Below are 24,196 nucleotides of genomic sequence, written 5' to 3'. Positions count from 1 at the left end.
TTGGTTAGTTAATGCGTCCATTCCACATCAAGGGTAACAAGCTGCTGAAGCATTTTATGCACGTTTTTGCTGAGGCTGGTAGTGTCTTCTACCGATAGGCGAGCGGGTGCATTGTCCCAGCCAAACATAGCCAGGGGCTGCAGGGCCTGCTGTTCAAAGATGGCCGCCCGCACCAGATACTCGCCGGCCGTGAGCGGTAGGCGAGGAATGCGGCCTTCCAGCGTGTGGCGTCCCGCCGGAATCGTCATTGGCTCGGGCCGGTAAGCCCCACTGATGCAGATCTGGCCATCGTTGGTGTAGAGATAAAAGGCCCAGTTAACATCAGAGAGCGGGTGCAGCGTTTGGCACGTAATCCGCACCAGGGCTTCACTACCGGTTGTGATAGGGCCGTGCGGGGCGCTTAGCTGCACCGCCTCAATCACCACGGGCCGCTGCTCGTTCACCGTTGCCAGCTGCGCATCGGCTACCGGCGCAGTGGCAACAAGTTGTTGGGTAAAATAGTAGTCGAGGGCCTCTGTGGCGGTGCCCGCGAAGGCAACCTGCCCTTTTTCCAGTACCAGGCCCCGCTGGCACACCGCCTGAATGTGATGGGGCTGGTGCGACACGAGAATGAGGGAGCCGCCGCCGGCCAGATAGCCCATCATATGGTTGATGCACTTGCGCTGGAAGTCAAAGTCGCCTACGGCCAGCACTTCATCCACCAGCAGCACATCGGGGTGCAGGTGGGCCGCCACGGCATACGCCAGGCGCGATAACATGCCGGAGCTGTAGAACTGCACCGGCATTTCAATAGCTTCGCCCAGCCCCGTAAACTCAATGATGGCGGGCAGCAAGGGCTGTACCTGCGCCCGAGGCACCCCCAGCAGCGCGGCCCGCAGAAAAATATTCTCGCGGCCCGTCAGCACCGGGTCCAGGCCCACCCCCAGCTCAATCAGCGCGCCCACGCGGCCCAGAATCCGTACGGAGCCGGCATCGGGCTTAATGAGGCCATTGAGCAGCTTAAGCAAGGTGCTTTTGCCGGCCCCATTGGCCCCGATGATGGCCAGGGCCTGGCCGCGGTGCAGCTCAAATGAGACATTCTGCAGGCTCCAGAACTCGGCCCGGCGCAGGTGGCGCACACCGGTACGCCGCACCGGCCAGGCTTCGGCAGCAATATCGCGCAGGCCGTACCAGAGCGAGGTGCGCAGCTGGGTACAGAATTTCTTGGAGAGGTTACGCACGGTAACCACCGGCGGAGAAAGAGCAGGGGTCATGCGGCAGGTAGAAACGGCAAGGAGAAGTCAGAAAAGTGCGTGTCCGGGGCAAAAAGCGCTGCTGGCTTGGGTGGCCAGCCTTAGAGGCGGGCAATGAGGTGGGGCTGGGCCAGGCGGTAGGCCAGCCAGGCACCGCCAAAAACAACCCCCGCCAAAACTGTGACCAGCCAGAAGCCCGGCGTAGGGATGGCTGGCCCTGCCAGCAGCCAGTTGCGGGTAGTGGTGAGCAGCGGCGTCACCGGATTGAGCTGCAGCCAGAAAGCAAAGCGCGGGGGCAGCGTGTACACAACAGGCGTAATCAGAAACCACAGGTTAATAATGACGCTCAGGGCATTTGACACATCGGCGTAGAGCAGGCCCAATAGTGCCAGCAGCCACCCCAGCGCCAGCCCCAGCACCAGCAACGCCAGCAACCCCAGCGGCACCAGCGCCAAGCTCCCCGTCAGTGGTGTCTTAAACCAGAGCATAACGCCCAGCAGCACCGCCAGCCGAATGAGGCTGTTGAACACGACCACGGCGGCCCCCGCTGCCACAAAGGCCTCGTGCGGCACGCGCACTTTGGCCAGCGTAGACTTGGCATTGGATAGCTGTTGCAGGGGGCAGTTGAGCGCATCAACAAAGCCCTGCCACAAAAGCACACCAGCCAGCACAAATACCGGGTAGGGTATGCCCATGGTTTGCACGTTCAGCACCCGGGCGCGGCCCAGGAATACCCAGACCAGGCCCGCAATAAGCGGCGGCAGCAGCATCCAGGCATAGCCCAGCAAACTCTGGCGCACCTGTAGCTTGAGGTTGCGCACAAACAGCTGCCAGCTGATGTGGTATACCACCCGCAGGTCGTCGCGCACGCTGCGCAGAAAGGCCCGCGGGGCATTGAGCGACGACTGAGAAGTGTAAATAGTTTCTTTCATTTGATGTAAAGGTGGCGAGAAGCTGCTGATTAGCCGGTTACCATGATGCAGCTGCAGGAGAAAAGTGTGCCCCGCCAGAGGCAAAGTGTGGTGGCCGTGGCCCGGGCCGATGAATGGTGGGCCTATAAGTTTTCGCCTTTGTTAGCCACGTTCTATGCCTCGGCCTGCGTGGCCGGCGTGGCTATCTGGCCGTTGCTGGGACACCTGCTGCTGCTCTTGCTGGCACTTACCATAGGCGCCATCTACGTTAGCCTGCTCAACGACTGGACTGACCGGGCAGATGACCTGGCCGGCGGGAAGCACAATCGGCTGGCTGGCCGCTCAGCGCTGTTTATTAGGCTGGTCTTGTTTGGGTGCATAGGGATAGGGGTTTTGTTTGGCTGGTACTTCTGGCAGCTTAGTAAACTCAGCAGTTTGCTTTATCTGGGAGCCTGGCTTGCCTATACCCTGTATTCGCTTCCGCCCGTGCGGCTAAAAACCAAGGGGCTGGCCGGTGTGCTGGCCGATGCCAGTGGCGCGCACCTCTTTCCGCAGCTCCTGACGGTTTCTCTGCTGCACGATTGGGCGGCGCGGCCCCTGCCGGGCCTGTGGTGGCTGGCCGTGGGTGCCTGGGCACTGGCCTGTGGCTTCCGCAATATTCTGTGGCATCAGCTTACTGATGTTGTGGCGGATGAGCAGGCCGGTGTAGCCACCCTGGTAACCGTGCGGGGCGCCGGTATTGTTAAGAAACTAGGCGAGCGTGGCGCTTTTCCCATTGAAATAGGGGCTTTGGGGCTGATGTTGTGGGTGAGCGGGCAGGGCTTGCCCTTGGTATTGCTGGCGCTTTACGGGGCACTGGAGCTGTTTCGGTTTCGCCTCTGGAACATACGCCCCGTAGTGCTGGAACCGCATCGGCGTATTATCCTCAATGAGTTCTATGAGGTGTTTTATCCCTTGTCATTTTTGCTGCTACAATGCTGGCGCTTCCCCACTGATGGCTTGGTGCTAGGGTTGCACCTACTGCTATTCTGGCGGCACCTGTGGCCCACATTGCGGGAAGTGGGCTGGGCGGTACTGCTGATGGGGCGCAAAACCGGGAAGGTACTCAGGCAGGCGGTGGGCTAGCATCAGGCAGGGAGTATCAGCCGCTTTTTGAGATAATTCCAGAAAGAGCCAAGCATGGTCTGCGTCATGGCTACCGGAGCCAGGCAAACAGCCGTGGCCAGGTGCCGCACCAGCGCCCGCTTGGAGGCGGCGCGCTTCCAGTCCAGGTAAGCAAAACGGAAATAATACTCTGCCAGCCTTTGTCGGAAAACAGTTTTCTCCCGAAAGCTGAGCTGGTGCTGAAAGCGTTGCACCAATAGCCGCTCATCATGAAAGGCCAGTTCCGGAATCACCAGAAGATGGTCGCGACCATCATAGATATTCTGATCGTGCACGCGCTTCAGCCACCGCGGCGTCATGGTAAAGGCCGCCCGGCAGGGCTGGTTGATGACCATATCCAGGATCAGGCACCAGTCGTCGGCAATCTGCATCTGCTCGTTCCAGGGCTGGCTGAGCGTGGCCCGCCGGATGACCAGGGCTGAGGACGGGGCCGGGCAGGTTTCAATAAACAGCCGGCGCGTCTGGGGCGCATCCAGCAGCCACCAGTCGTCCTGCGGCCGCGTACAGTAGGACTGCTGGTTGCGGGGCAGCGCAAAAAACCGCATAAACCCGTTGCTGCCGTTCGTGGCATTCCAGTTCAGGAAGACAAAATCCAGTTGGTGTTGCTGCAGCAGGGCCATGCTGGCGGCCAAAAACGTCGGCTCCCATATATCATCCGAGTCGAGAGAAGCAAAAAACTCGCCCCGGCTGTAACGCAGCCCGGTGTTGCGGGCCGCTGCCTGGCCCTGGTTGGGCTGGTAGTGGTACTCAATACCGGCCATAGTCGCCAGCAGCTCCCGGGTGCCGTCCGTCGAGCCATCGTCAATAACCAGAATCTGCTTATTGGGATATGTCTGATTCTGGGCGCTTTGAATAGCTGCGCCCACCATGTGCAGCCGGTTATAGGTGGGTATAATAATAGAAACGAGGGGAAGCGGCATGAATATAATTCGTTAAATAACAGGCTGTTTATGAGAAACCAGCCGTAGCAATTCCCGGCCAAACCGGGCGGCGGCATCCTGCGGTACGGTGGCGCGGGCGTGGGCCGCTGCCTGCCGGCCCAACTGCGCCCAGCGGCCCCGTTGCGTCCAGGCGCGCTCCATTGCTTGGTCCAGCGCTTCTACCGTAGCGGCGGCCGCTAAGAAGCCGGTTTCATTATCCCGCAGCATTTCGGCCATGCCGCCCGCATTGGTGGCAATGGCTACCCGGCCGCAAAGCATGGCTTCTACCAGCGCCAGCGGCAGTCCCTCGTGGCGGGAAGGCAGCACCAGCGCCTGGTGCGTGCGCCAGATGCCCGGTACATCGGCTACGTGCCCGGCAAAGGTTATCCGGCTTTCCAGCTGCAGCAAGCGGGCCATGTCTTCCAGGGCGCGCTGGTCGCCGCCCCGGCCAAAGAAGGTTACGTGCAGCGGCCGCGCCCGCCATTTTTCCTGGCCCAGCACTTGTAATAGTATATCCAGTCCTTTGTCCAGCACTTCCAGGCGGGCCACGCAGGCCAGCTGCACCAGCCCATCAGGGCCCGGTTCGGGAGCGGGTGTTTCGCCATCAAAAGGCACATTAAACGGGTTCCAGACCACGGCCGCATCCGGCAGAAGCATACCCAGCTGGCATTGGGTAAGCTCCAGGTTATGCCGGGAAACAAAGTACTGGCCGCGCGCTGCCCGGTAGGCCTGCTGAGCAGCCGTGCGCTCATGCCAGGGCGGAAAAAATATATCGGCAGCCTTCTGGCAGAGCAATACAAAGGGTAAGCGCTGGGTGCGGCACACCTCGGCAAAACAGGTACCGTCGAAATTAGAGCCTTGGGCAATGACCGTAAGCTGGGGCTGCAGGCGCTCCAGAGCTTGCCGCAGGGTTTGCTGCCCTACCTTGCGTGGCGTGTATTGGCGATGATACGGCAGAAACCGGTTCGCCAGCCGGTTGGGCAGCGTCAGCTCCTGCGCTAAGTCCGTAATGGTGCACCCTGCCGTCCGCAACTGTATGATGCGAGGGTGTTGCGGATCGATGTTCGTTTTAAAGATATGAATGCGGTGACCATTGCCAGCCAGAAACAGGGCCGTTCCTGCCCATAATTCCTCGCTGCCTCCCCAAACATCGGGGCAGGAACTAACAATAGCGAAACGTAAGGATACCTGCCCCAAGGAAATGGACGCTGGGCTTTTCATTTGTACGAAAGCGGGAAATAGTAAGAATGCCAAGATACGACTAAGTGGGCTAACCAGGAATAAATCTTAAATCATCATGCGCACTGGAGAAGTGTGGCCCAGGCTGACGCCCGGCCTCGTGTCACGCAAAAAAGCACGGCCTGACTGTCTGGAAAGACAATCAGGCCGTGCTTTTTTGCTCTCTGGTTGAGGAAACCATCAGGCTTCTGCCGGGGCACCTGGCGGCGCAATACCGTAGAGTGGCCCCGGCAGGAGCCCAACAGTTATTTGCGCACCATCAGGCGGGCGGTTTGCACAGTAGAGCCGGTAATAAGGCGCGCAAAGTACAGGCCTTCGGCCAGCTCACTGCCGTTCAGCTCCACGGAGTACAGGCGGCCTGCTTCGGCCTGGCCGGTCTGGAGGCGCTTCATTAGCATCCCCTTGGCATCGTAGATAGCCAGCTCATAGGAGCCAGCTTTGCTCAGGGCAAAACTGAGGGTGGCTTTGGTGGAAAAAGGGTTGGGGTAGAGGCCCAGGGGCGTTGCGGCGGCATTGGTCAGCTCCGCCGCACCGGGCATGGTGGCCAGCGTAGTGCTCTGAGCGGAGCTTACAGCACTGAGCGTAGAAGTGCTGCGTACGCTGATTTTTCCGCCTTTCAGGGCCTGCATTTCCGTTTTGGCCCCGGTCCAGTTGTTGGAGAATACCAGGCCACCAGTAGACGTGCGCAGCGTAATGCCAATCTTATGTGCCCCTCCTGTTAGAACGGACTCAAAAGCCTGTACCGACAGATCCAGGCTACTGCCGACGCCCTTAGGATTGAGCGGATCGGTGATATCCGTCAGGTTAGCTTTCGTGTTAAAGTCGCCCTGGTTGCCCGCGGTGGACGTAGTGGTGCCCAGCGTATTAATGGCGTTGCTCTTGATCTGATACGTCTTCCAGATACCGGATTCCAGGCGCCGGAAAATAATATTGGCCTGCCCCTGCACGTTTTTGCCCGTTTTGTTCCACTTCATAGTGAAGCCAAAGTTCATGCGGGAGTTAGCCGGTGCAGCATAAGTGCCCCCTGACTGTGCTATGATGCTGCTGCCACCACCATTCACAAAATCCTGACCAGGTACGGCAATGGTAATTAGGGTGCAATCCGTAGTACGACCTTTATAATAGTCGCCTTTAGCTACCGTGATTAAATTAAGGGTTTTTCCCCCGCTGCCAGCTTCACCGCTCGAGAGAGTTATACTCTTAGCACCGGTGCGGGCCACGCCCACGGTTACATCAGGGCTGTTCAGCATGGAAACCAGGTAATCGGCAGGGCTACTGCTGGGGCTACTGAACAAGGCCGTTGTTTCCGTGCCCGTGCTACTTACCTCCATAAAGGCGGCCCGGGCATTGGTAACATCACCCCGGAACGTATCGTCCTTATCCGTAAGCGTGGCTATGTATTCTACATTGTTTGCGGTTAAGGAAGTAGGACTGGAGGTGCTGAAGTATTCCAGGCCGGAGTACACCACATCGGCCGCTTCCTGAGTCACGGTCAGGGGGCAGGCATTCTGGCTGGTGATACCGGTGATATTGCTGGAGTTGGGCGTGAAGATGGCCGAAACAGTATAAGTGCCGGGCTTCTGCAGGATAATAAAGGATTTGGTAACCGTGGCCGGGCCGTTTGCCGCGCTGCTCCAGTTAGCCGGATAGGTGCTGGAGCCTAATGATTCCGGCGTGGCACTTGGCGTGCCGTCTTTGGTCAGCTTAAACTCCACCGTGCCACCCGTAGCGTTGAGCACTGACTGCGCCGTGGTAGATGTAATAGTGGCAGTGAAAGTAACCTGGTCGGAGTACTGAACCGGGCCGTTACTCACCACCGTTATGCCGGAGGTGGCGCTGAAAATACTGGCCGTGGTACTAGTAGTAGTGTTAGGCGTATAGTTGCCCGCATCAGTACCGGTAATGCTGATACCGGTTACGGTAACCGTTTTGCCCGTGCCTGTGCCTGCATCGGCAAAGGAAGCACTGGTATAAGCCGTCGTCAGATCATCATCCTTCACCCGGTTGTCGGAGAGGGATGCGGTAGCGCTGGTGTTGCCATCAAACGGCTTATTTACCCCGGTGGCAGTAATCGTGAGGTCTCTGGGCGTGATGTTGGCCTGCGCCGTTGGGTTGGCAGCTGGCAGGTAGTAGTTTTCGGCATCGGTGCCAATCAGAAGAAAGGCGCTGCCGGTTACCGTTTTTCCATTGCCCACATTTTTATCGGCGAAGCAGGCACTGCCTCCGGAAAGGGAAACCTGATCTGCAACCCCTGCCGCAACCTGTACCCCCTGCACCGAGCGGCCCGTGATAGTGGCCTTCGTAGTACCGTCATATTCTTTGTTGGCGGCCGTGAAGTTTGGCGTCAGCTCGGCCGCCGTGATGTTGGCCGTGGTACTGGCGGTAGTGGCCGTAAGGTTGTAGTTGCCGGCTGCGGGGCCGCTCAGGGCCACAGCAGCGGTTACAGGCTTGGCCATGCCCACATTCTTGTTGTTGAACTGTGGGTTGATTACGTCCACCGTTACTTTATCATCTCCTATCAGCGCTGTGGGCGGCACACTGCCGGTGGCCGTAGCGCCGGTAGTAGCATTATACACCCTGTTCTGGGCCTGGATAGAAGCCGTTAGCGCTTTGGCGGTAATGGCGAAGGTACTGCCGGGAGCCAGGCGGAGGTCGTAGTTGGTGCCCAGGCTCAGGCTGCCCAGACCAATGGCGTAGGCATTGACGGATTCACCCAAGGCCCGCGCCAGCTGCCCGGAGAAATTGTCGTCCGCTACTTTTGAGCCCGTGGTGATGGAATACGCCAGCACGGGGTCTAGAGGGGTACCATATACTTTGCTCTGGCCGGCATTGGCCGTTACCTCAATAGAACGGGCGTTGATGGTAGCCTCATCTGTAGCCGTGGCCCCGGTGGCCAGCGCATAGTTACCCGACTGGTCGCCGCCAAGCGTCAGGCCGGAGGCAGTTACCGTGTGCGTGCCCTTATCCTTGCTGGCGAAGCTGGCTGCTGACACGTTCAGGTTAACCAGCGTTTCCCCCGGTATCATGCCGGTTACGGTCTGGCTGCTGAGGGTAGCGGTGGTAGTGCCATCATATACCTTATCATAGGCTACAATATGGGGCGTCAGCTGCAAGGCGGTAATAGCGGCCGTGGTCGTGGCTGTCTCATTGGCGCTATAGTTCCCGGCATCGTCTCCGGTCTTGCTAACCGTGGCAGTTACCGTTTTGCCGGAGGCCACATTCTTATCGGCAAAGGCCCCGTTCACTGAATTTACCGTGACCTTATCACCGGCTACCAGACCACTGGCGGCACTCAGGAAAGCGGCCGTTTTGGCCTCCGTGCCGCCATCATACACTTTGTCTTCGGAGCTGATGCTGATGGCAAGCTCCTTGGCTGAGATGCTGCCTATGCCAGCCTCGGCCGTAGTAAAGGGCAGGGAATAGTTAAGCGCGTCTGCTCCATCAATAGCCAGGCCGGTTACCGTAACGGCTTTGCCGGTACCCACCGCTTTATTATTGTAGGAGCCCGCTCCGGGCATATTTAAAGCAACGGCATCATCCGCCATTGCTCCAGACAGGCTATAGTTGGCGGCAGCCAGCGTAGCCACGGCGGTACCATCATAGGATTTGCTGACTGTGCCTACCAAAGCAGCAGAGAGAGGTTTTGGGGTAATGCTGGCTGTTACGGTGGCAGTAGCTGCCAGGCTATAATTGTCTTTGTCGTCTCCGGTCAGGCGTAGTTGCGCGGTTACAGTTCTGCTACCGGCGCTGGCATTGTTGAATGCACTCGAAACTACTTCGGCCGCTACTTCATCAGAGCCTACAATTTCTCCCAGGGAAGCAATGGTGGTGTTAGGGGCTGCAGTGGTACGGTCATACACCTTGCCGGGGTTGGCAATGGTAGCGCTCAGGAGCTTGCGGGCAATAACCAGCGTGCCGGTTTGCACTTCCAGATCCTGTGCAGGAGAAGAACCAGCATCAACCAGCTTGTAGTTCGGATTCGTGAGGGTTGCTTCTACGGCGTAGCTGCCGGCTTTCTTTACATTCTCGGGTAATACGGCAGTTTTGGTGGGGCCATCTACCTGGAAATAGTTTACTGCTACGCCTGCTAAACCGGCCGGCGAAGTAGTAGCCGTGGCCGCATGTGCGCTGCCATCATAGGTGATGTTCAGGCCGGTGAGGGAAATAGTGGCATTGGCCTTCCCGATGTTGATGGCGACACTGGCATTTGCTTTTTGGTAGTTAGCGCCGGCATCAAACCTCCAGTCGGCGGTGCCGCCTGGCACGTTCGTAAACGTTTGACCTAAATCCAGGCTGCTGCTTAAATCCACTCCGTTTACGCCGGTGGCTGAGCCGGAGGCGCCGTGCGCCTGCCCATCATAAATACCCTCGTAGCCGGTTACCTGAATGGTAGCAATGGCCGGCGTGATGGTTAAGGTACCGGGGGTATTGGTTATGGAGTAGTTGTTCAGGGTGCCGGCCGGCTCACTGGATAAGGTGGCCGAAATAGGGTAGCCGGCGGCTACTACGTCACTATTATCAGCAGCTGTTGTGCTGTAGGCTACCGTAATGTTGTCGTCTCCTTGTACTCCCTCCATAGTGCCGGTGAGGGGTGGGTTTGCTGCACCGTACACTCTCATTTTATCAGCAACGGTTACCGTGAGAGGGGCTTTGTTGATGGTAATGGCGACCGTGCCGCTTTCATCTTCATAATTGGGGTTGCCCTCAAAAGTCCAGTGGGCCGTTCCCCCGGGGGCATTGGTGAAGCTGTCCCCCAGCGTGAGGCCCTCCAGGACTACGCCGCCTACGCCCGTGACCGAGCCACTGGCCTGGTGGGGCTGCGCATCATATGTACCCTCGTAACCGGTAACGGAAACCAGGGCCTTAGCTTTTTGCACGTTGATTTTTACTGTTTTCGTTGCCGGCGTATTGTAATTGCTGGCATCCGTTGGCGTAAAGTTCACCGACAGGGTCTGATTGTCTCCGGCATTCAGAATGGTACCGGCTGCTGGCGTATACATGAAATCACCGGCTACTCCCCCGGATGCGGCGTTCAGCTGCGTGGCACTCAGCGCCGTGCCATAGATAATATAGGCGGGGTTTTCCCAGGTAATGAGGGGCGTGGCCTTTTTCACGTTGATGGTAGCCGTAGCCGTGGCCGTGGTATAGTTTACCGCATCCTCGGGGGTGAAAAGCACCGACAAGGTCTGCGCATCACTGGCATTAAGTTGGGTGCCGGCCGATGGGGTATAGGTAAAATCACCGGGCACATTGGCCGTGGCGTTTAGCTGCGTAGGGCTGAGCGCGGTACCATAGATAATATCCAGTGGGTTAGCCCAGGTAATAGTGGGCGTGGCTTGCGTAATGGTTAGGTCAGCCGGTATAAATGCTAGTACATAGTTATTGCTAAGCGCTAATGAGCTTTGGGTAATGGCGTAGCTCCCAACGTTTTCACCCTCTGCTCTGGATAAGCTGCCCTGGAAAGCATCCGGGGCTACCAGGGAGCCAGAGGTAATTTGATACGTCAGGCTCGGGTCATCGTCGCCATACGTCTTGCTCTTCGTATCGGCTGTTACGGTTATAGCACGCTTCCCAATGGTTAGCGTTTTACTATTGTCAGATGCCGCGGTGTAATTAGCGCTTTGCTGATACGAAGCATACACATTGTAGTCGCCGGCATAGGTGGGTTCTGCTACGGGGTTACCGCTCTGCTGGTAGACCACCGTGGCCGCGCCCAGGTTCTCGCCATCTACTCCGCTAACAGTAACGCTTCTCACGGATTTAGGAGCACCATTAAATTCATAAGGTCCGCCTACGGTTACGTTTACTGTCGGCGTAGCCCGATTGATAGTTATAGCGGCCGTGTTGCTGGCCGCGCTATAGTTGGTGTCGCCCGCGAAGGAGGTCGTAACGGTATAGCTGCCGGCGGCAGAGGGAGCCGTGTCATCATCATAGCTGTTTAGCGCTTCGCCATTGGGGTGCCCGTATAGTGCAGGGTTACAGGTAGCTCATCGGCTGGTGAGCCAATACCCGTTGCGGAGCCACTGCCGGCATGTTCGTGCCCATCATAGGTAAACGTTCCGCCTATAGCTATTACAGTTGCCTCCGCAGGGGCAACTGTAAGCGTGACGGAGGCAGAGGATGCGTTATAATTCGAAGTTTCGGCGGCGCTCACCGACAGAGAATGTTGTCCGCCGTCGAGGATAGTGCCCAAATCTGGGGTGTAACTAAGAGTGCCTGCTGCAGTAGCATTCAGCTGAACAGCGCTGAGTGCAGTTCCATAAACAATAGGGTCAGGGTCAGACCAACTAATTATTTGATTTGCCTTCTGAACGACAATTGAATTCGTACCGCTAGTAAAGGTGTAGTTGCTGTTACTAGGGGTAAATTCAACGCTGAGGTTATATGGTTTGGGCTGTGCGTTTAGTATGGTGGCTGGGGTCACAGTTATTGTACCCTGCTTATACAGGTAAGTGCCAGTTACCTCCGTGCCATTGAACTTCGCTATAGCATTCAACTTGCCACTCAGCGTAGTGCCGTAGGTAATAGCTGTAAGGGCTTCCCAGTTAATATTAAGTGGCGCTTTACTAATATCGACCAACACCGTTCCACTGGTATCATTATAGTTGTCTCCACCTGCAAAAAACCAATTAACTGTACCACCAGGGTAGTTGACGAAGCTAGGACCGATAGTAAGTGAACTAGTTAAGTTAGCGTTATTAACGCCCTTCGCGGTACCGTCACCGGTATGTGCCATACCATCGTAGACTCCGCTAAATCCAGTGATGGATATAGTGGCATCAGCTTTAAGGGCAGCTACGGAAGTACTGACCTCCGGTGCAGCATTAAAGTTGTTATCTCCTGCTTGGTTGTATTTAACTACTCCAGTCCCGACACCACTGCCCATAGTATAAGCAGCCCCCGAGTTACTTAATGTCCCCGAACTAGAATAGGTGATAGGAAGACCAGAACTGGCGGTAGCAGTAACATTAAAACTGCTGCCATAGATAGCGCTGGCTGGGGCAGGTGTTGTGATAGTAATAGTCTGGTTCGCCTTACCAACTGTCAAACTACCCGTTCCATTGCTTTCTGCATAATAATCATCTCCAGAGAAGGACGCACTTATAGCACTGCTGTAGGAGGTATTGCTGGCATTAATGCCAGCAATACTTACGTTAGATAATGTGGCTACACCGGAGCTATTGGTAGTAGCAGAACCTACTGGACTACCGCCATTCAAGCTGAAAGTGATGCTTTTTCCGCTAATGCCAGCAGCCCCGCTTTTTAAAGTCGCTATTAAGGTCGTCGTCCCCCCATATACACCAGATGCGGTTCCTACTGTAAGCGAACTAGGAAGAGTATTTACATCAAATGCATTTGAGGATCCTGTTTTTCCATCACTTGTTGCTGTAATGCGTCCATTGCCAGTTCCAAGTATTGTAACAGGGCTATTTGGTAGTTTTCCGGCGTTAAATGCGGGTGAGTTTGTTGGGGATATCGAACCTACTGTGCTACTAAGAGTAGCGGTGCCATTAAAGCTTGTTGCAGTGTTATTGAATTGATCCTGAGCAGTAATACTGACATTAAATGCCTGTCCTGAAACTTGCGGATTTGCAACAGTGGCAAGGGCAAAATGATGTAGCGCACCAGGAATTTCAGTCAGGGTACCATAATTGGTTGCCGAGTTAAGCGCCGTATAGACCGATGTTCCCGTCTTGGTAATATTGCCAGAAGCTAGCGGAGAGCCAGAAGTAGGCCTTACACGTATATTTTGCCAGGTAAGAGTGTTAGGGTCACCACCATTCGAGGCAGGATTAATATTAATAGTAAGCGTGGTTGTGGTTACTGTAACGGGAATCGAATTCCCTGAAGGCGTGTTATTAATATTTTTAGTACTTGTTTTATCGCCTGTTACTTTAACACTTGGAGGGGTTCCCGTTATATCAAAAATAAACCCGGTAGGAGCATTCAGAATGATCGATCCTGCTTTGATATCACCTTTAGTGCTCTCTTGCATGATCGGCCCGGTTAGTGAAATATAGCTTCCCTCAACATTATCAGCAGATATTGCTTCACCACCAGTGGCGGGGGTGATAGTGACGGCCCCATCCGTAAATACTGTAACAGCCTTCCAAGCCGTCTGCTGCCCTACCGCCGTCACCGTAAACTTCACCCCCAAATGCCGCTGCTCAATGGCATAATCAATCTGCCAAGTGCCATCCTCCCGCACCGCCACATCATACACGTGGTAATCCGGATAATCCGGCTCCTCCTTAAACTCCACGTGCACCTGCTGGTCAGCGGTCCAGCCGCTGCCAGTAATGTGAGCCGTTTCGCCCGGCGCATAGTCGTCCTTGTCTGAAACGACGGTAGGCGCATAGCCCTCCGGGGCTGTTGTCTGCGCGAAGCCTGTGGTTATGCCCGTAAGACTAAGCAACCAAAACAGCAAGAACCCGTAGATCCTAAACCCTGTTTTGGGTTTGGTGAGTAAATAAGTGGCCATACAATAAGGGGGTTGGGTAGGTGTGTAAAAGCAGAAGTATGGGTGCCATCCCCTCTGAAAATGAGGGGCTTATCAAAATGTATTCTCTTGCTCTGTTTTAATTGTACTATTATAATATATTATTGTGTGTTAAAACTAATTAGGATTATTATAAAAAAAAATTGAATAGGTAAATATTATTTATTAATAATCTGATTTAGTATAATTATTACCGGAATTAGGTAGCCTGATTAAGCCTCCCATTAGTTTGTTTTATAAGTGTAACTGCAAGCCACAGTTCAGTATCTTATGCCGGAGTAAGTCTGTCCTATGCCGCTTCAGCATCCCTTCCCCGCCCAAACCCCTGCTTATGATGTCATCATCATAGGAGCCGGCATCAACGGCGCGGGCATTGCGCACGATGCCGCCCAACGGGACCTGCGGGTGCTCCTGCTGGATAAAGGAGACATAGCCAGTGGCACCACCAGTTGGTCTACCCGCCTCATACATGGTGGGCTGCGCTACCTGGAGCATGCCGAGCTGGGGCTGGTGCGGGAGTCGTTGCGGGAGCGGGAAACGCTGTTGCGCATTGCGCCGCATCTGGTGCACCCACTGCCTTTGCTTATTCCCTTGTACCAGGGCGCCCGGCGCGGCCCGTTTATTATGCGGGTGGGCATGGTGGCTTATGATGTGCTTTCCTGGGATAAGTCGCTGCCCCGGCACCACATGCTTTCCCGCGCCGCCACCGTGGCCCGCGCGGCGGGCTTGCGTACCGAAGGCTTAACTGGCGGGGCGCTGTACTACGATGCCCAGGTGACGTTTCCCGAGCGCCTCACCCTGGAAAATGTGCTGGCTGCCCAGGCGCTGGGTGCCCACGTGCAAACTTACACCCGCGTCGACCGCCTGCTCGCAACAGAAGGCCAGGTGCGCGGCGTAGCCTGCACCAACCTACTCACCGGCGAACAGTACACGGCCCACGCCCCGCTGATAGTTAATGTTGCCGGCCCTTGGGTAGATGCCGTGCTGGCCGGCCAACCGCTGGCCAACCACCCGCTGGTGGCCGGCACCAAAGGCACGCACCTGGTAGTGGCCCCCTTCCAGGGGGCACCGGCAGTAGGGCTTTATGCCGAAGCCCAGACCGATGGCCGCCCGTTCTTTATTCTGCCCTGGAACCATCTCTACCTCATTGGCACCACCGATACGCGCTACACCGGCAGCCTGGACCAGCTGGCAGCCACCCCGGATGAAATAGCCTATTTGCTGGCCGAAACCAACCGCCTGTTCCCCGGGCGCAGCTTACTTCGCAGCAGGTATTGTATACCTATGCCGGGGTGCGGCCGCTGCCCTCGGTGCCGGCCGGCCGCGAGGCCGGTATTACCCGCCGGCACTTTGTGCACCCGGACTCAGCGGGTATAAAAGGCCTGTTCTCAGTAGTGGGCGGCAAACTCACCACCTACCGGAGCCTGGCCGAAGAAGTGGTGAATCTGTTATGTCAGCGGCTGCCTACATCCTGCGCCGCCTGTGCCACCGCCCATACCCCCTTGCCCGGGGCATTGCCAGCGGCAGAAACCGCCAACTTTCAGCAGCAGCTGTTCCGGGATTTTCCGGCCGTGCCCGGCGCCACTCTGCAGCGCCTGGTGAGCATTTACGGGCGGCGCACGGCTCTGCTGCTGCAGTTGGCCGCCACCGCACCTGACCTGCTCCAGCCCCTGACTCCAGACTCCCCGACATTAGCGGCCGAAATCGTGTTTGCCGTGCAGCAGGAGCAGGCCCAAACCCTCCCCGACTGCCTGCTGCGGCGCACCATGCTCGGCCTGAATGCCGCCGCCGGGTTAGATGTGCTGGAGGCCGCGGCCGCAGTAGCCCGCCGGCACCTGGGCTGGGCGGAAACGCGGGCTACTGCCGAAGTAGCCGCTTACCAGCAGTATGTGCAGCGGTTTAACCCGCGCCGCCTGGTGGCCTCCCCGGCTTAGTGGTGAGGCTGGCCCGTGAGATTGTAAATTTGCTGAATCTGCTGCAGGCGGGCTTTAAAATCGATTTTTAAGTCGATAAGCTGCCCGTTGTGCAAATCAAAAATCCAGCCTTCCACCTCCGGGTACCCTTTTTCCAGGTAGCTCTGCTGCACCTCGGCCGTTTTAATGACGTTGATACACTGCTCCAGCACGTTTAGCTCGGCCAGGCGTTGGTAGCGGGCCGTATCATCGGGTATCTGGTTCAGCTCCGGGGCGTGCAGGCGGTACACGTCGCGGATGTTGCGCAGCCAGGGGTTCAGAATGCCCAGGTCCTTGCTTTCCATGGCGGCCCGCACGCCGCCGCACTGGTAGTGCCCACACACAATAATGCGCTTCACCTGCAGGTGTTCTACGGCATAGTTGATGACGGATAGCACGTTCAGGTCGGTGTTAGACACCACGTTGGCAATATTGCGGTGCACGAATACCTCGCCCGCATCCAGGCCCATAATCTCATTGGCCGGCACCCGCGAATCGGAGCAGCCAATGAATAAATAGTCGGGCCGTTGCTCGCGGGATAGTTTCAGAAAGAAGTCGGGGTCTTGCGACAGTTTCTGGGCAACCCATTGCCGGTTGTTCTCGAAGAGTTGTTCGTAGGTGGTCATAGGGTGCCAAAATACGTATACTCGCCCTGAACCCTGGCCGGGGCCGGCCAATTTCTATTGGCGCGTTTATGTCGCAGTCCCTGGATAACTTGTTTGAACTGCTGCGGAAGGCATCTGCCCCGGTGGAAATTGCCGCCGTGCAGCATGCTATTTGGGAAGTGTGGCTGGATTCCGGCAACGCGGCGCTCAATAAGCACCTGGAAGAAGGGATGCGCGCCCTGGCGGCCGAGGAATATACCCGGGCCATTGCAGAGTTTACCCATTTAATTGAGCAGCGCCCCACTTGGGCCGAAGGCTGGAACAAGCGCGCCACCGCCCATTATTTGCGGGGCGGCTACCGCGCTTCCCTGCTCGATATTCAGGAAACGCTGCGCTTGGAGCCCCGCCACTTTGGCGCCCTGAGCGGTTGGGCCGCCATGCTGCAGCTGCTGGGCGATGAGCGGGGCGCTCTGCGCATTCTGCAGCGCCTCTCCCGCCTATGCCCGCAAATGCCCGGCCTGCAGGCGCGCATCCGGGATTTGCGCGACCAGCTGCCCGAAGCAGAAAACTAACGGCTTCCCAAAATCAGCGCATATCCCGTCCTGGCCGGCCCGTTTCCACAAAATCTTCCCGATTTGTGCGGGGCTAAGTAGCTGTATGCTTGCGGGGTTAAATTCATTTTTTGTATATTTCCCGGATAAATGGCCGAACATGTTCTGGTCATTTAGTCACGTCATTTCAGTAGTTGAAGACTGAAGCCACTGATAATTTGCAGGAAAGCGCTTTTTGGAAGTTGGTAAGAAATAGAATAAAACAAATAAAAATTTTCCCCGCCCATCCTTTTACCTCGAGCTATGGCCCGTTCTTTACTCCTTCTTCTTTTCTTTTTGTGTTGCCTTAGCCAAAGTAGTCTGGCGCAGCGCGTTCGTAAAACCGAATACGAAAGCGGAATGATAGAAAAGGGCAATAAGGTGGGCGTATGGGAATACTACGCCTACACCCGCGATGGTACGCAGGTGCTGGCGCAGAAGTACGACCACACCCAAAACAAGCTGATGTATTACCGCCCCGTAGAAGACCGGGTGTATCAGATTAAGGAAAACAATGCCTGGGTTAACGGCCGGGTAGATCAGCCCCCGCTGTTTATGGGCGGCGATGCGCTGCTGGGTACCTACGTCAGCAAGCTGAATTACCCCACCATGGCGCAGGACAAGAATGTGCAGGGCAAGGTCATTGTTACGTTTGTAATTGATACGCTGGGGCGCGCCTCTGATCATCATGTGCTGCTGGGCATTGGCGCCGGCTGCGACGAAGAAGCCCTGCGGGTAGCCAAAAACATTCCGCAGCAGTGGATTCCGGCCCGCCGGGGCAGCCACGCGGTACCCGTGGTGTACGAAATGCCCTTTAACTTTCGCCTGAAGCCGTAAGCCGGTATATCCCCGCGCCCCGTTAGGCCGTATGTTAGCGCTATGAAAACGAACCTATTCCGCTTTCTGCCTGCTGCGGCTCTCTGGGGTACACTGGTACTCACCTCTTCCTGCGACTCAACGCCCCGTGAGCGGCAGGAAGCCGTGCGCCAGGAAGTGCGCGAGTTGGATACCCTGGCCGACCGGGCAGCTCAAAAAGCAAAAACCGCAGCCAGTCGGGCTAGCCGCTGGGATTCTGCCTCCCGCGCCCGTAACCGGCAGCCCCTGGATGCCGGCGCCACCAGCGCTTTCACGCAGCAGCTGTTGGGCTCCTATGCCAATATTGAGCAGCTCACGGTAGATAATATAGAGCCCGCCTACACGCAGCTGCTGCGCCAGACGCGCGCCCTGCGCCGGCAATGGACCCAGCGCGACTGGGACTATGCCACGGCTATCTATCAACGCCTCAATAACCAGCTGCGGCAAATCCGCCTGGACCTGCGCGCCCGCGACGAGCTCCGCATCCGTGCCCTGCAGGCTGAGTTTGTGACTATGGAAACCAGCCGGGATGTGAAAGACCTGGGCAAAGTGGTAGCCGAATAAACCCGCTCAGAAACAACGCAGAAAAGCCCCACCCCCGGCGGGGCTTTTTCGTGCCCCTATGCCCCGGGGTGCCGGCGGCCTGCATAACCAGGATTTTGTACGGTTGTTTAGCTATAGCAAATGAGCAAAAAAATGGGGCATTTCATTGATAACCAGTTAAAAAACGCGCTACTTACCTGCCTTCTTATCGAATGACCCGGCTTCGTAAGACAGGCTACCGCTCGTACCCGGGCATCCCACCATTTACACCCTCCTCTTCATGGCAGAAGCTTCTTTTCTGGACCGCAGTCGTAGCGTTGCCGGTCCCGGATACAGCCGCTGGCTGGTGCCGCCCGCGGCCCTGGCCATTCACCTGGCTATCGGCCAGGCCTATGCTTTCAGCGTCTTCAAAAAACCCATGGGCGCCCTCATCAGTGGCAACGTGGATGCTCCCGCCCCCACGGACTGGACACCCGGCCAGCTGGCCGTTATCTTCTCCATTGCCATTGTGCTGCTGGGTCTTTCGGCCGCAGTGTTTGGCAAGTGGCTGGAGCGGGTAGGGCCGCGCAAGGCCATGATGGCCTCGGCCTTATGTTTTGGCGGCGGCTTCCTTATCTCCGCCCTGGGCGTAAGTCTGCACAGCATCTGGCTGGTGTATTTCGGCTACGGATTTGTGGGAGGCATTGGGCTGGGCATCGGCTACATCTCGCCGGTAAGCACCCTGATTAAATGGTTTCCCGACCGGCCCGGCGTGGCTACGGGCATGGCCATTATGGGCTTTGGGGGCGGTGCCATGATTGGCTCCCCGCTGGCTGTAGCCCTCATGGCCCACTTCAAAACCACTGCTCCCATGGGCGTAGCCCCCACATTCATCACCATGGGCCTTATCTACCTGTTGTTCATGATGTTTGGGGTGTTTACCATTCGGGTGCCGGCCGAGGGCTGGAAACCAGAAGGCTACGTGCCCAATGCCCAGCACAGCGCCCTCATCACTACGGCCAATGTAGACGCCGACACCGCCATTAAGACGCCGCAGTTCTGGCTGCTATGGGTGGTGCTGTGTATGAACGTAACGGCCGGCATCGGGGTGCTGGAATCCGCCTCCCCGCTCATTCAGGACTCCTTCTCCGATGCCGCTATGGGCGCGGGCAAGGGCGTAACGGCGGCGGCGGCGGCCGGTTTTGTGGGCCTGCTCAGCCTGTTCAACCTGCTGGGTCGCTTCTTCTGGTCATCGGCCTCGGATAAGATCGGGCGCAAGCCCACTTACATGATTTACTTTGGCCTGGGCATAGCCCTGTATGCGCTGGTGCCTACCCTGGCGGCCAATGCCTCGCTCACCCTATTTGTAGTAGCCTGCTGCGTGATTTTGAGTATGTACGGGGGCGGTTTCTCTACCGTGCCGGCCTATCTGCGCGACTTGTTTGGGACGATGCAGGTAGGCGCCATTCATGGGCGGCTGCTCACCGCCTGGTCTACGGCGGGGGTGTTGGGTCCGCTGCTGGTCAATTACTTACGGGATAGTCAGAAGGCCAAAGGACTGGTGGGCGCGGCCGCTTACCAGAGCGTGTTTTACACCATGGCAGGCCTGCTGGTGGTGGGTTTTCTGGCTAATCTGATGATAAAGGCCGTGGATGCCCGCTACCACGTGAAAGAAGCGGCCGTGCCCAAAGCAGTGGCCTGATTTCTCCCGCATGTTCGTCTTTTACTTCTAAGCCACTTTGCTGATGGAAACCAGAATGAACCCGGCCCCGGCGGCCGATGCCACCCCTACCTCTAGCGTAAAGCTGGCGTTGGCCTGGCTATACGTGGGAATCCCCCTGCTTTGGGGTGTCTCGCAAACCTTCATAAAGGCATTGGACCTGTTTAACTAAGCGTTGCCCATTAATACAAAGTGCCCCGGATAAGCTTATTCGGGGCACTTTGTATTAACAAGTGGTTTCTAAACATCGTTGATTTAGCGAAACCGCCACACCGGCAAAACGCTGCCGGCTGCAAAATACTCAGTCTCCGCCGGCAGTTCCAGAAAACCGTCGCTGGGGAGCAGGCTGGCCAGGTCGCCGGAGCCCCCGGCCCGTTCCGGGGTGGCCAGCAGGCGGCCGTCGGGCCCGCTACTCAGGCTCACCAGTAAGAAGTGCGTCAGGCGTGGCCGGAATGTTACTTCCTGGGTAAGCACCGCATAGGTTGGCGGCGGCGTAGCGGCGGCTGGTTGCTGCACGGCCTGTAGCCACGGCTGGGCGTAGCGGTAGTAATTCACGAAGGTGGATACCGGATTACCGGGCAGCGCGAATATGACGGCTCCTTGCGGGTGCCGGCCAAACCAGAACGGCTTGCCCGGCCGTTGCTGCACTTCATGAAACAGCTCTTCGGCCCCGGCTTCCTGCAGGGCCTGCGGCAGAAAATCGGCTTTGCCTTTGGATACACCCCCACTAAGTAGCACGGCATCGTATTCCCGCAGCAGCGGTGGCAAACCTGCCTGCAGTGCCGCCAGATCATCATCAAAATGAAAAATGCTGACCAGGGCACCGGCCTGTTGGGCGGCAGCCTGCAGCATATAGGCATTGGAGCGCCGGATCTGGTGCGGCAGGGGCGTATCGGCAATGGCTACCAGCTCATCACCGGTACTGACCACGGCTACTTTGGGGCGGCGCGTAACGGCTAATGTGGTGGCGCCAATGGTAGCGGCTACGGCCAGCTCGGCCGGGCCCAGCAACGTGCCGGCGGGCAGCAGCAGGTCGCCTTGGCGGCGGTCGGCGGCGCGGGGGTGTACGTTGTGGCCGGGGGCAGGCGGAGGCACTTGTAGGGTGGCGGTGCGTGTTCCGTTTGTAGAGTCCGTCAGGATCAGGTCCTCGTAGCGCACCACGGTATCGGTGCCGGGCGGCAGGGCGGCGCCGGTCATTATTTCGATGGCGGCACCGGGCTGCTGCAAGGGCAGGGGCGGCTGGCCGGCCAGCTGGGTGCGCTCAATGGGGAAGGTGAGCTGCCCGGCAGCTACGGCGGCAAAGGCCACGGCAATACCATCCATGGCTACCCGGTTGAAGGGCGGAAAGTCGCGGTCGGCGTACAGCGGTTCGCGCAGCACCCGGCCCAGCGCCTCCGGCAGTGGTATCGTTTCGGCGGGCAGGGGATGCACGGTGGCCAGTACGCGGCGGGTAGCTTCGTCAACAGTGAGCATAAAGCAGGTAATTTGCAGCAACGAGCCCAGTGTATGCCGTATACCTTTTCTATGGTTTTCGGTTATTTCTGTACCCTGGCGCAAGCTAAAGCTTCCGCCCCATTTCCTTTCAATGGCTGATACTCCTTCCAAGCTTACCCACCTGAATGCCGCCGGGCAGCCCGCTATGGTCGATGTGGGCGCCAAGGCCGTGACGCGGCGCGTAGCCCGGGCCCGCAGCCGCGTGCTGGTAGGGGCCGATATTCTCCGGCTGGTGCAGCACGGCGACCTGCCCACGCGCAAAGGCCCGGTGTTTCAAACGGCTATTCTGGCGGGCATTATGGCCGCCAAGAAAACCTCTGATTTGATTCCGCTGTGCCACCCCATGGGGCTGGATGATTGCCAGGTGCACATCCGGGTTTATGAGCCGGACACTATTGTAATTGAGTGCGTAGCCTCCGTAACCGGGAAAACCGGCGTGGAAATGGAGGCCCTGACCGGTGCCTCGGTAGCGGCCCTCACGGTGTACGATATGTGTAAGGCCCTCTCGCACAACATCATTATCCAGGAAACCCGCCTGCTGTCCAAAACCGGTGGCAAACAGGATTTTCACTATTCCGACGATGAATAACGCCGCTGCCCACACCAAACACGCCGCCATGGCCCGGCCCGCCGTGGGCGAGTTCAACCGCCACGAGCTGGCTATTCTGGGCGCGCCCTGCGGCGTTATCAAAGCGCTAACCACGCGCCTGTTGCCCAGTCTTACCCCGGATCTGCGGGTGGCGTATGTAGATGCCGACCACGCCGCCGGTGACGCGGAGGCGGAAAACGTACTTAGCCCCGTGCTGCAGGCCGGGGCCACCGAGCTGACGGATAAGATTCACTTCCGCCGCCTGGACTTGCCCCAAAACCTGGATCGGTTTACCCAGCAGCAATGGCTGGGCGAGCAGAGCCTGGTGCTGGTAAACGGCAACCACTTTCGGGCCCAGCAGCAGATAGCCATCATTGACCCGCGCAAACCCCTGGACCGCAAGCTGGACCGCCTCACCGACGTGCAGTTGTTTTTACTCTCGGAAGGCGAGACGGAAGTGCCGGCTTACCTGCGGGAGCACACCGCGGGCCGGGCGGTGCCGGTGTTGGCTTTAGTGGATACTGCCGGTATTGCAGCCTGGGTGCAGCAGTGGTGGAAAGAGCATACACCGCCAATCTTCGGACTGGTGCTCACCGGAGGGCGCAGCCAGCGCATGCAGGCGGATAAAAGCCGCCTGCGCTACCACCAGGAGGAGCAGCGCGCCCACGCTGCCGCCCTGCTGACGCCCTTTTGCGCAGAAGTATTCGTTTCCTGCCGGCCAGATCAGGTAGCGGATATTCCCGCCGGCCTGCAGCCCCTGCCCGACCAGTTTCTGGATCTGGGCCCGCTGAGTGGCATCCTGTCGGCGTTCCGGCTCAACCCCAACGCGGCCTGGCTGGTAGTAGCCTGCGACCTGCCCTTTCTCTCGGAAAATACACTGCGCTACCTGGTGGAAAACCGCCAGGCGGGCCGCATGGCCACGGCCTTCCGGAGCCCGGAAAACGAGTTTCCGGAGCCGCTCATTACCATTTGGGAACCGCAGAGCTACGCGGTGCTGCTTCGGTTTCTGGCCCTGGGCTATTCCTGCCCGCGCAAAGCGCTAATCAACTCCGAGGTTGCTCTGCTGACTCCGCCTGCCGCCGGGGAGCTGCGCAACGTAAATACCCCGCAGGAGCGGGAAGAAGCGGAGCGTGAATTAGGGCAGAAATGCTAACCATTATGGGTGGGCGGCAACCCACACGGTGCCGTCTTCATACTCCTCCTTTTTCCAGATGGGCACTACCTGTTTCAGGGTATCAATGATAAACTGGCAGGCGGCAAAAGACTCGGCGCGGTGGGGGGTAGCTACGGCCACTACTACGGCTATATCGCCAATGGCGAGCGTGCCTTTACGGTGCACCACCGCTACTTTCTGCAGCATGGGCCAGCGTTCCTGGGCCTGCTCGGCTACGAGCCGCAGCTGATGCAGGGCCATGGCATCGTAGGCTTCGTAGTGCAGGCGCACCACCCGGCGGCCGGTGCTCTGGTTGCGCACCGTGCCAATAAACGTATTCACGGCGCCGGCACCATCGGCCTGCACCGCCTGGAGCACGGCGGCTACCTCAATGGGCTGATCGGTAAGTTCAATAAGCATAAGCAGAAAAAGCAGCCCGAGAGCTGGTCGGCAAGAGACGGATACTAGATAGGGCAGGCGGCAGAATCAGCCGCCGCTCACGGGTGGAATCAGGGCAATTTCGTCCCGCTCCTGCAGCAGGTCCTCGTCCTGGGCATACTCATTGTTGCGAGCCACGGCCAGACTGCTGAGCTGACTCAGGCCGGGATATTGCGCCCGCAGCTGGTTAAGCAGCTGCTGCACCGAGGTATTGGGCGGCAGCGTGAGCTGGAGCTGGGATTGGCCTACTATTTCGCGGGCAATACCAAAAAGGGCAATAGTCAGGTTCATGGCTGTAAGTACGGCGGGCCG

20 protein-coding genes are annotated in these 24,196 nt (G+C 57.8%); 10 read left to right on the top strand and 10 right to left on the bottom strand.

Features of this window, described 5'->3' with window-relative positions; all coding sequences use genetic code 11:
* Nucleotides 1-8 precede the first annotated feature (8 nt).
* Entirely contained in the window at nucleotides 9-1,253 is a 1,245-nt protein-coding gene (locus PK28_RS19475; protein ID WP_082016896.1) for an ABC transporter ATP-binding protein, read from the bottom strand.
* Nucleotides 1,254-1,333: 80 nt separating this feature from the next.
* On the bottom strand, nucleotides 1,334-2,164 hold the full coding sequence (locus tag PK28_RS01050; RefSeq protein ID WP_044510521.1) for an ABC transporter permease: 831 nt from the start codon (nucleotides 2,162-2,164) through the stop codon (nucleotides 1,334-1,336).
* A 42-nt stretch (nucleotides 2,165-2,206) separates the two neighbouring features.
* Here PK28_RS01050 and PK28_RS01045 point away from each other — a divergent pair, with 42 nt between their 5' ends.
* Entirely contained in the window at nucleotides 2,207-3,268 is a 1,062-nt protein-coding gene (locus PK28_RS01045; RefSeq protein WP_044510519.1) for a UbiA family prenyltransferase, read from the top strand.
* A gap of 2 nt (nucleotides 3,269-3,270) precedes the next feature.
* Here the strand turns inward: PK28_RS01045 and PK28_RS19470 are convergent, their stop codons facing one another.
* The 4 genes from PK28_RS19470 to PK28_RS20245 all read right to left on the bottom strand — a co-directional run bounded on the left by PK28_RS19470 (nucleotide 3,271) and on the right by PK28_RS20245 (nucleotide 13,948).
* Nucleotides 3,271-4,227 (bottom strand): glycosyltransferase family 2 protein, encoded by a 957-nt coding sequence (locus tag PK28_RS19470; protein WP_052430504.1) that lies wholly within the window; start codon nucleotides 4,225-4,227, stop codon nucleotides 3,271-3,273.
* 12 nt (nucleotides 4,228-4,239) lie between these two features.
* Nucleotides 4,240-5,448 (bottom strand): glycosyltransferase family 4 protein, encoded by a 1,209-nt coding sequence (locus tag PK28_RS01035; protein WP_044510517.1) that lies wholly within the window; start codon nucleotides 5,446-5,448, stop codon nucleotides 4,240-4,242.
* A gap of 263 nt (nucleotides 5,449-5,711) precedes the next feature.
* The gene (locus PK28_RS01030) at nucleotides 5,712-11,222 is read right to left on the bottom strand and encodes a YDG domain-containing protein (protein WP_156126184.1); all 5,511 of its coding nucleotides are present in this window, start codon (nucleotides 11,220-11,222) and stop codon (nucleotides 5,712-5,714) included.
* Between the two features lie 182 nt (nucleotides 11,223-11,404).
* Complete coding sequence (locus PK28_RS20245) at nucleotides 11,405-13,948, bottom strand: beta strand repeat-containing protein (protein WP_156126183.1); 2,544 nt, start codon at nucleotides 13,946-13,948, stop codon at nucleotides 11,405-11,407.
* A 309-nt stretch (nucleotides 13,949-14,257) separates the two neighbouring features.
* On the opposite strand from PK28_RS20245, the gene PK28_RS01015 reads away from it, so the two are divergent.
* Together PK28_RS01015 and PK28_RS20670 are read left to right on the top strand one after the other, a co-directional pair.
* A complete protein-coding gene (locus tag PK28_RS01015; protein ID WP_197070448.1) occupies nucleotides 14,258-15,343 on the top strand; it encodes a glycerol-3-phosphate dehydrogenase/oxidase in 1,086 nt (361 codons plus the stop codon).
* Complete coding sequence (locus PK28_RS20670) at nucleotides 15,259-15,900, top strand: glycerol-3-phosphate dehydrogenase C-terminal domain-containing protein (RefSeq protein ID WP_197070447.1); 642 nt, start codon at nucleotides 15,259-15,261, stop codon at nucleotides 15,898-15,900. Before PK28_RS01015 ends, PK28_RS20670 begins: the two co-directional genes overlap by 85 nt.
* On the opposite strand, the gene PK28_RS01010 is transcribed toward PK28_RS20670, so the two are convergent.
* Nucleotides 15,897-16,544 (bottom strand): carbonic anhydrase, encoded by a 648-nt coding sequence (locus PK28_RS01010; protein ID WP_044510509.1) that lies wholly within the window; start codon nucleotides 16,542-16,544, stop codon nucleotides 15,897-15,899. The two genes, PK28_RS20670 and PK28_RS01010, sit on opposite strands and share 4 nt — an antisense overlap.
* A 68-nt stretch (nucleotides 16,545-16,612) precedes the next feature.
* On the opposite strand from PK28_RS01010, the gene PK28_RS01005 reads away from it, so the two are divergent.
* From PK28_RS01005 to PK28_RS20665, 5 genes are all read left to right on the top strand, one after another.
* Nucleotides 16,613-17,095 (top strand): tetratricopeptide repeat protein, encoded by a 483-nt coding sequence (locus PK28_RS01005; RefSeq protein ID WP_048825402.1) that lies wholly within the window; start codon nucleotides 16,613-16,615, stop codon nucleotides 17,093-17,095.
* 282 nt (nucleotides 17,096-17,377) lie between these two features.
* On the top strand, nucleotides 17,378-17,950 hold the full coding sequence (locus PK28_RS18745; RefSeq protein WP_082016895.1) for an energy transducer TonB: 573 nt from the start codon (nucleotides 17,378-17,380) through the stop codon (nucleotides 17,948-17,950).
* Nucleotides 17,951-17,992: 42 nt separating this feature from the next.
* Nucleotides 17,993-18,532: a hypothetical protein gene (locus PK28_RS00995; RefSeq protein WP_044510507.1), complete on the top strand. Its 540-nt coding sequence runs from the start codon at nucleotides 17,993-17,995 to the stop codon at nucleotides 18,530-18,532.
* A gap of 259 nt (nucleotides 18,533-18,791) precedes the next feature.
* Nucleotides 18,792-20,192 (top strand): L-lactate MFS transporter, encoded by a 1,401-nt coding sequence (locus PK28_RS00990; RefSeq protein ID WP_044510504.1) that lies wholly within the window; start codon nucleotides 18,792-18,794, stop codon nucleotides 20,190-20,192.
* A gap of 43 nt (nucleotides 20,193-20,235) precedes the next feature.
* Nucleotides 20,236-20,382: an MFS transporter small subunit gene (locus tag PK28_RS20665; protein ID WP_197070446.1), complete on the top strand. Its 147-nt coding sequence runs from the start codon at nucleotides 20,236-20,238 to the stop codon at nucleotides 20,380-20,382.
* Nucleotides 20,383-20,465: 83 nt separating this feature from the next.
* Here PK28_RS20665 and PK28_RS00985 read toward each other — a convergent pair whose 3' ends face one another.
* Nucleotides 20,466-21,683 (bottom strand): molybdopterin molybdotransferase MoeA, encoded by a 1,218-nt coding sequence (locus PK28_RS00985; RefSeq protein WP_044515958.1) that lies wholly within the window; start codon nucleotides 21,681-21,683, stop codon nucleotides 20,466-20,468.
* A gap of 112 nt (nucleotides 21,684-21,795) precedes the next feature.
* Between PK28_RS00985 and moaC the strand changes: the two genes are divergently transcribed.
* Together moaC and PK28_RS20045 are read left to right on the top strand one after the other, a co-directional pair.
* Nucleotides 21,796-22,293 carry a cyclic pyranopterin monophosphate synthase MoaC gene (gene moaC, locus PK28_RS00980; protein ID WP_044510502.1) on the top strand — a complete coding sequence of 166 codons (498 nt, stop codon included), beginning with the start codon at nucleotides 21,796-21,798 and terminating at the stop codon, nucleotides 22,291-22,293.
* Entirely contained in the window at nucleotides 22,286-23,446 is a 1,161-nt protein-coding gene (locus PK28_RS20045) for an NTP transferase domain-containing protein (RefSeq protein WP_231576193.1), read from the top strand. Before moaC ends, PK28_RS20045 begins: the two co-directional genes overlap by 8 nt.
* A gap of 3 nt (nucleotides 23,447-23,449) precedes the next feature.
* On the opposite strand, the gene PK28_RS00970 is transcribed toward PK28_RS20045, so the two are convergent.
* Nucleotides 23,450-23,866, bottom strand: coding sequence for a molybdenum cofactor biosynthesis protein MoaE (locus PK28_RS00970; RefSeq protein ID WP_044510500.1), 417 nt, complete (start codon nucleotides 23,864-23,866; stop codon nucleotides 23,450-23,452).
* Between the two features lie 66 nt (nucleotides 23,867-23,932).
* Nucleotides 23,933-24,175: a molybdopterin converting factor subunit 1 gene (gene moaD / locus PK28_RS00965; protein WP_044510498.1), complete on the bottom strand. Its 243-nt coding sequence runs from the start codon at nucleotides 24,173-24,175 to the stop codon at nucleotides 23,933-23,935.
* Nucleotides 24,176-24,196: the final 21 nt, after the last annotated feature.

The organism is Hymenobacter sp. DG25B, from assembly GCF_000801315.1.
Classification (GTDB): domain Bacteria; phylum Bacteroidota; class Bacteroidia; order Cytophagales; family Hymenobacteraceae; genus Hymenobacter.
The sequence above is the reverse complement of the archived record's forward strand: the minus strand, read 5'-3'. Positions and strand labels throughout refer to the sequence as shown.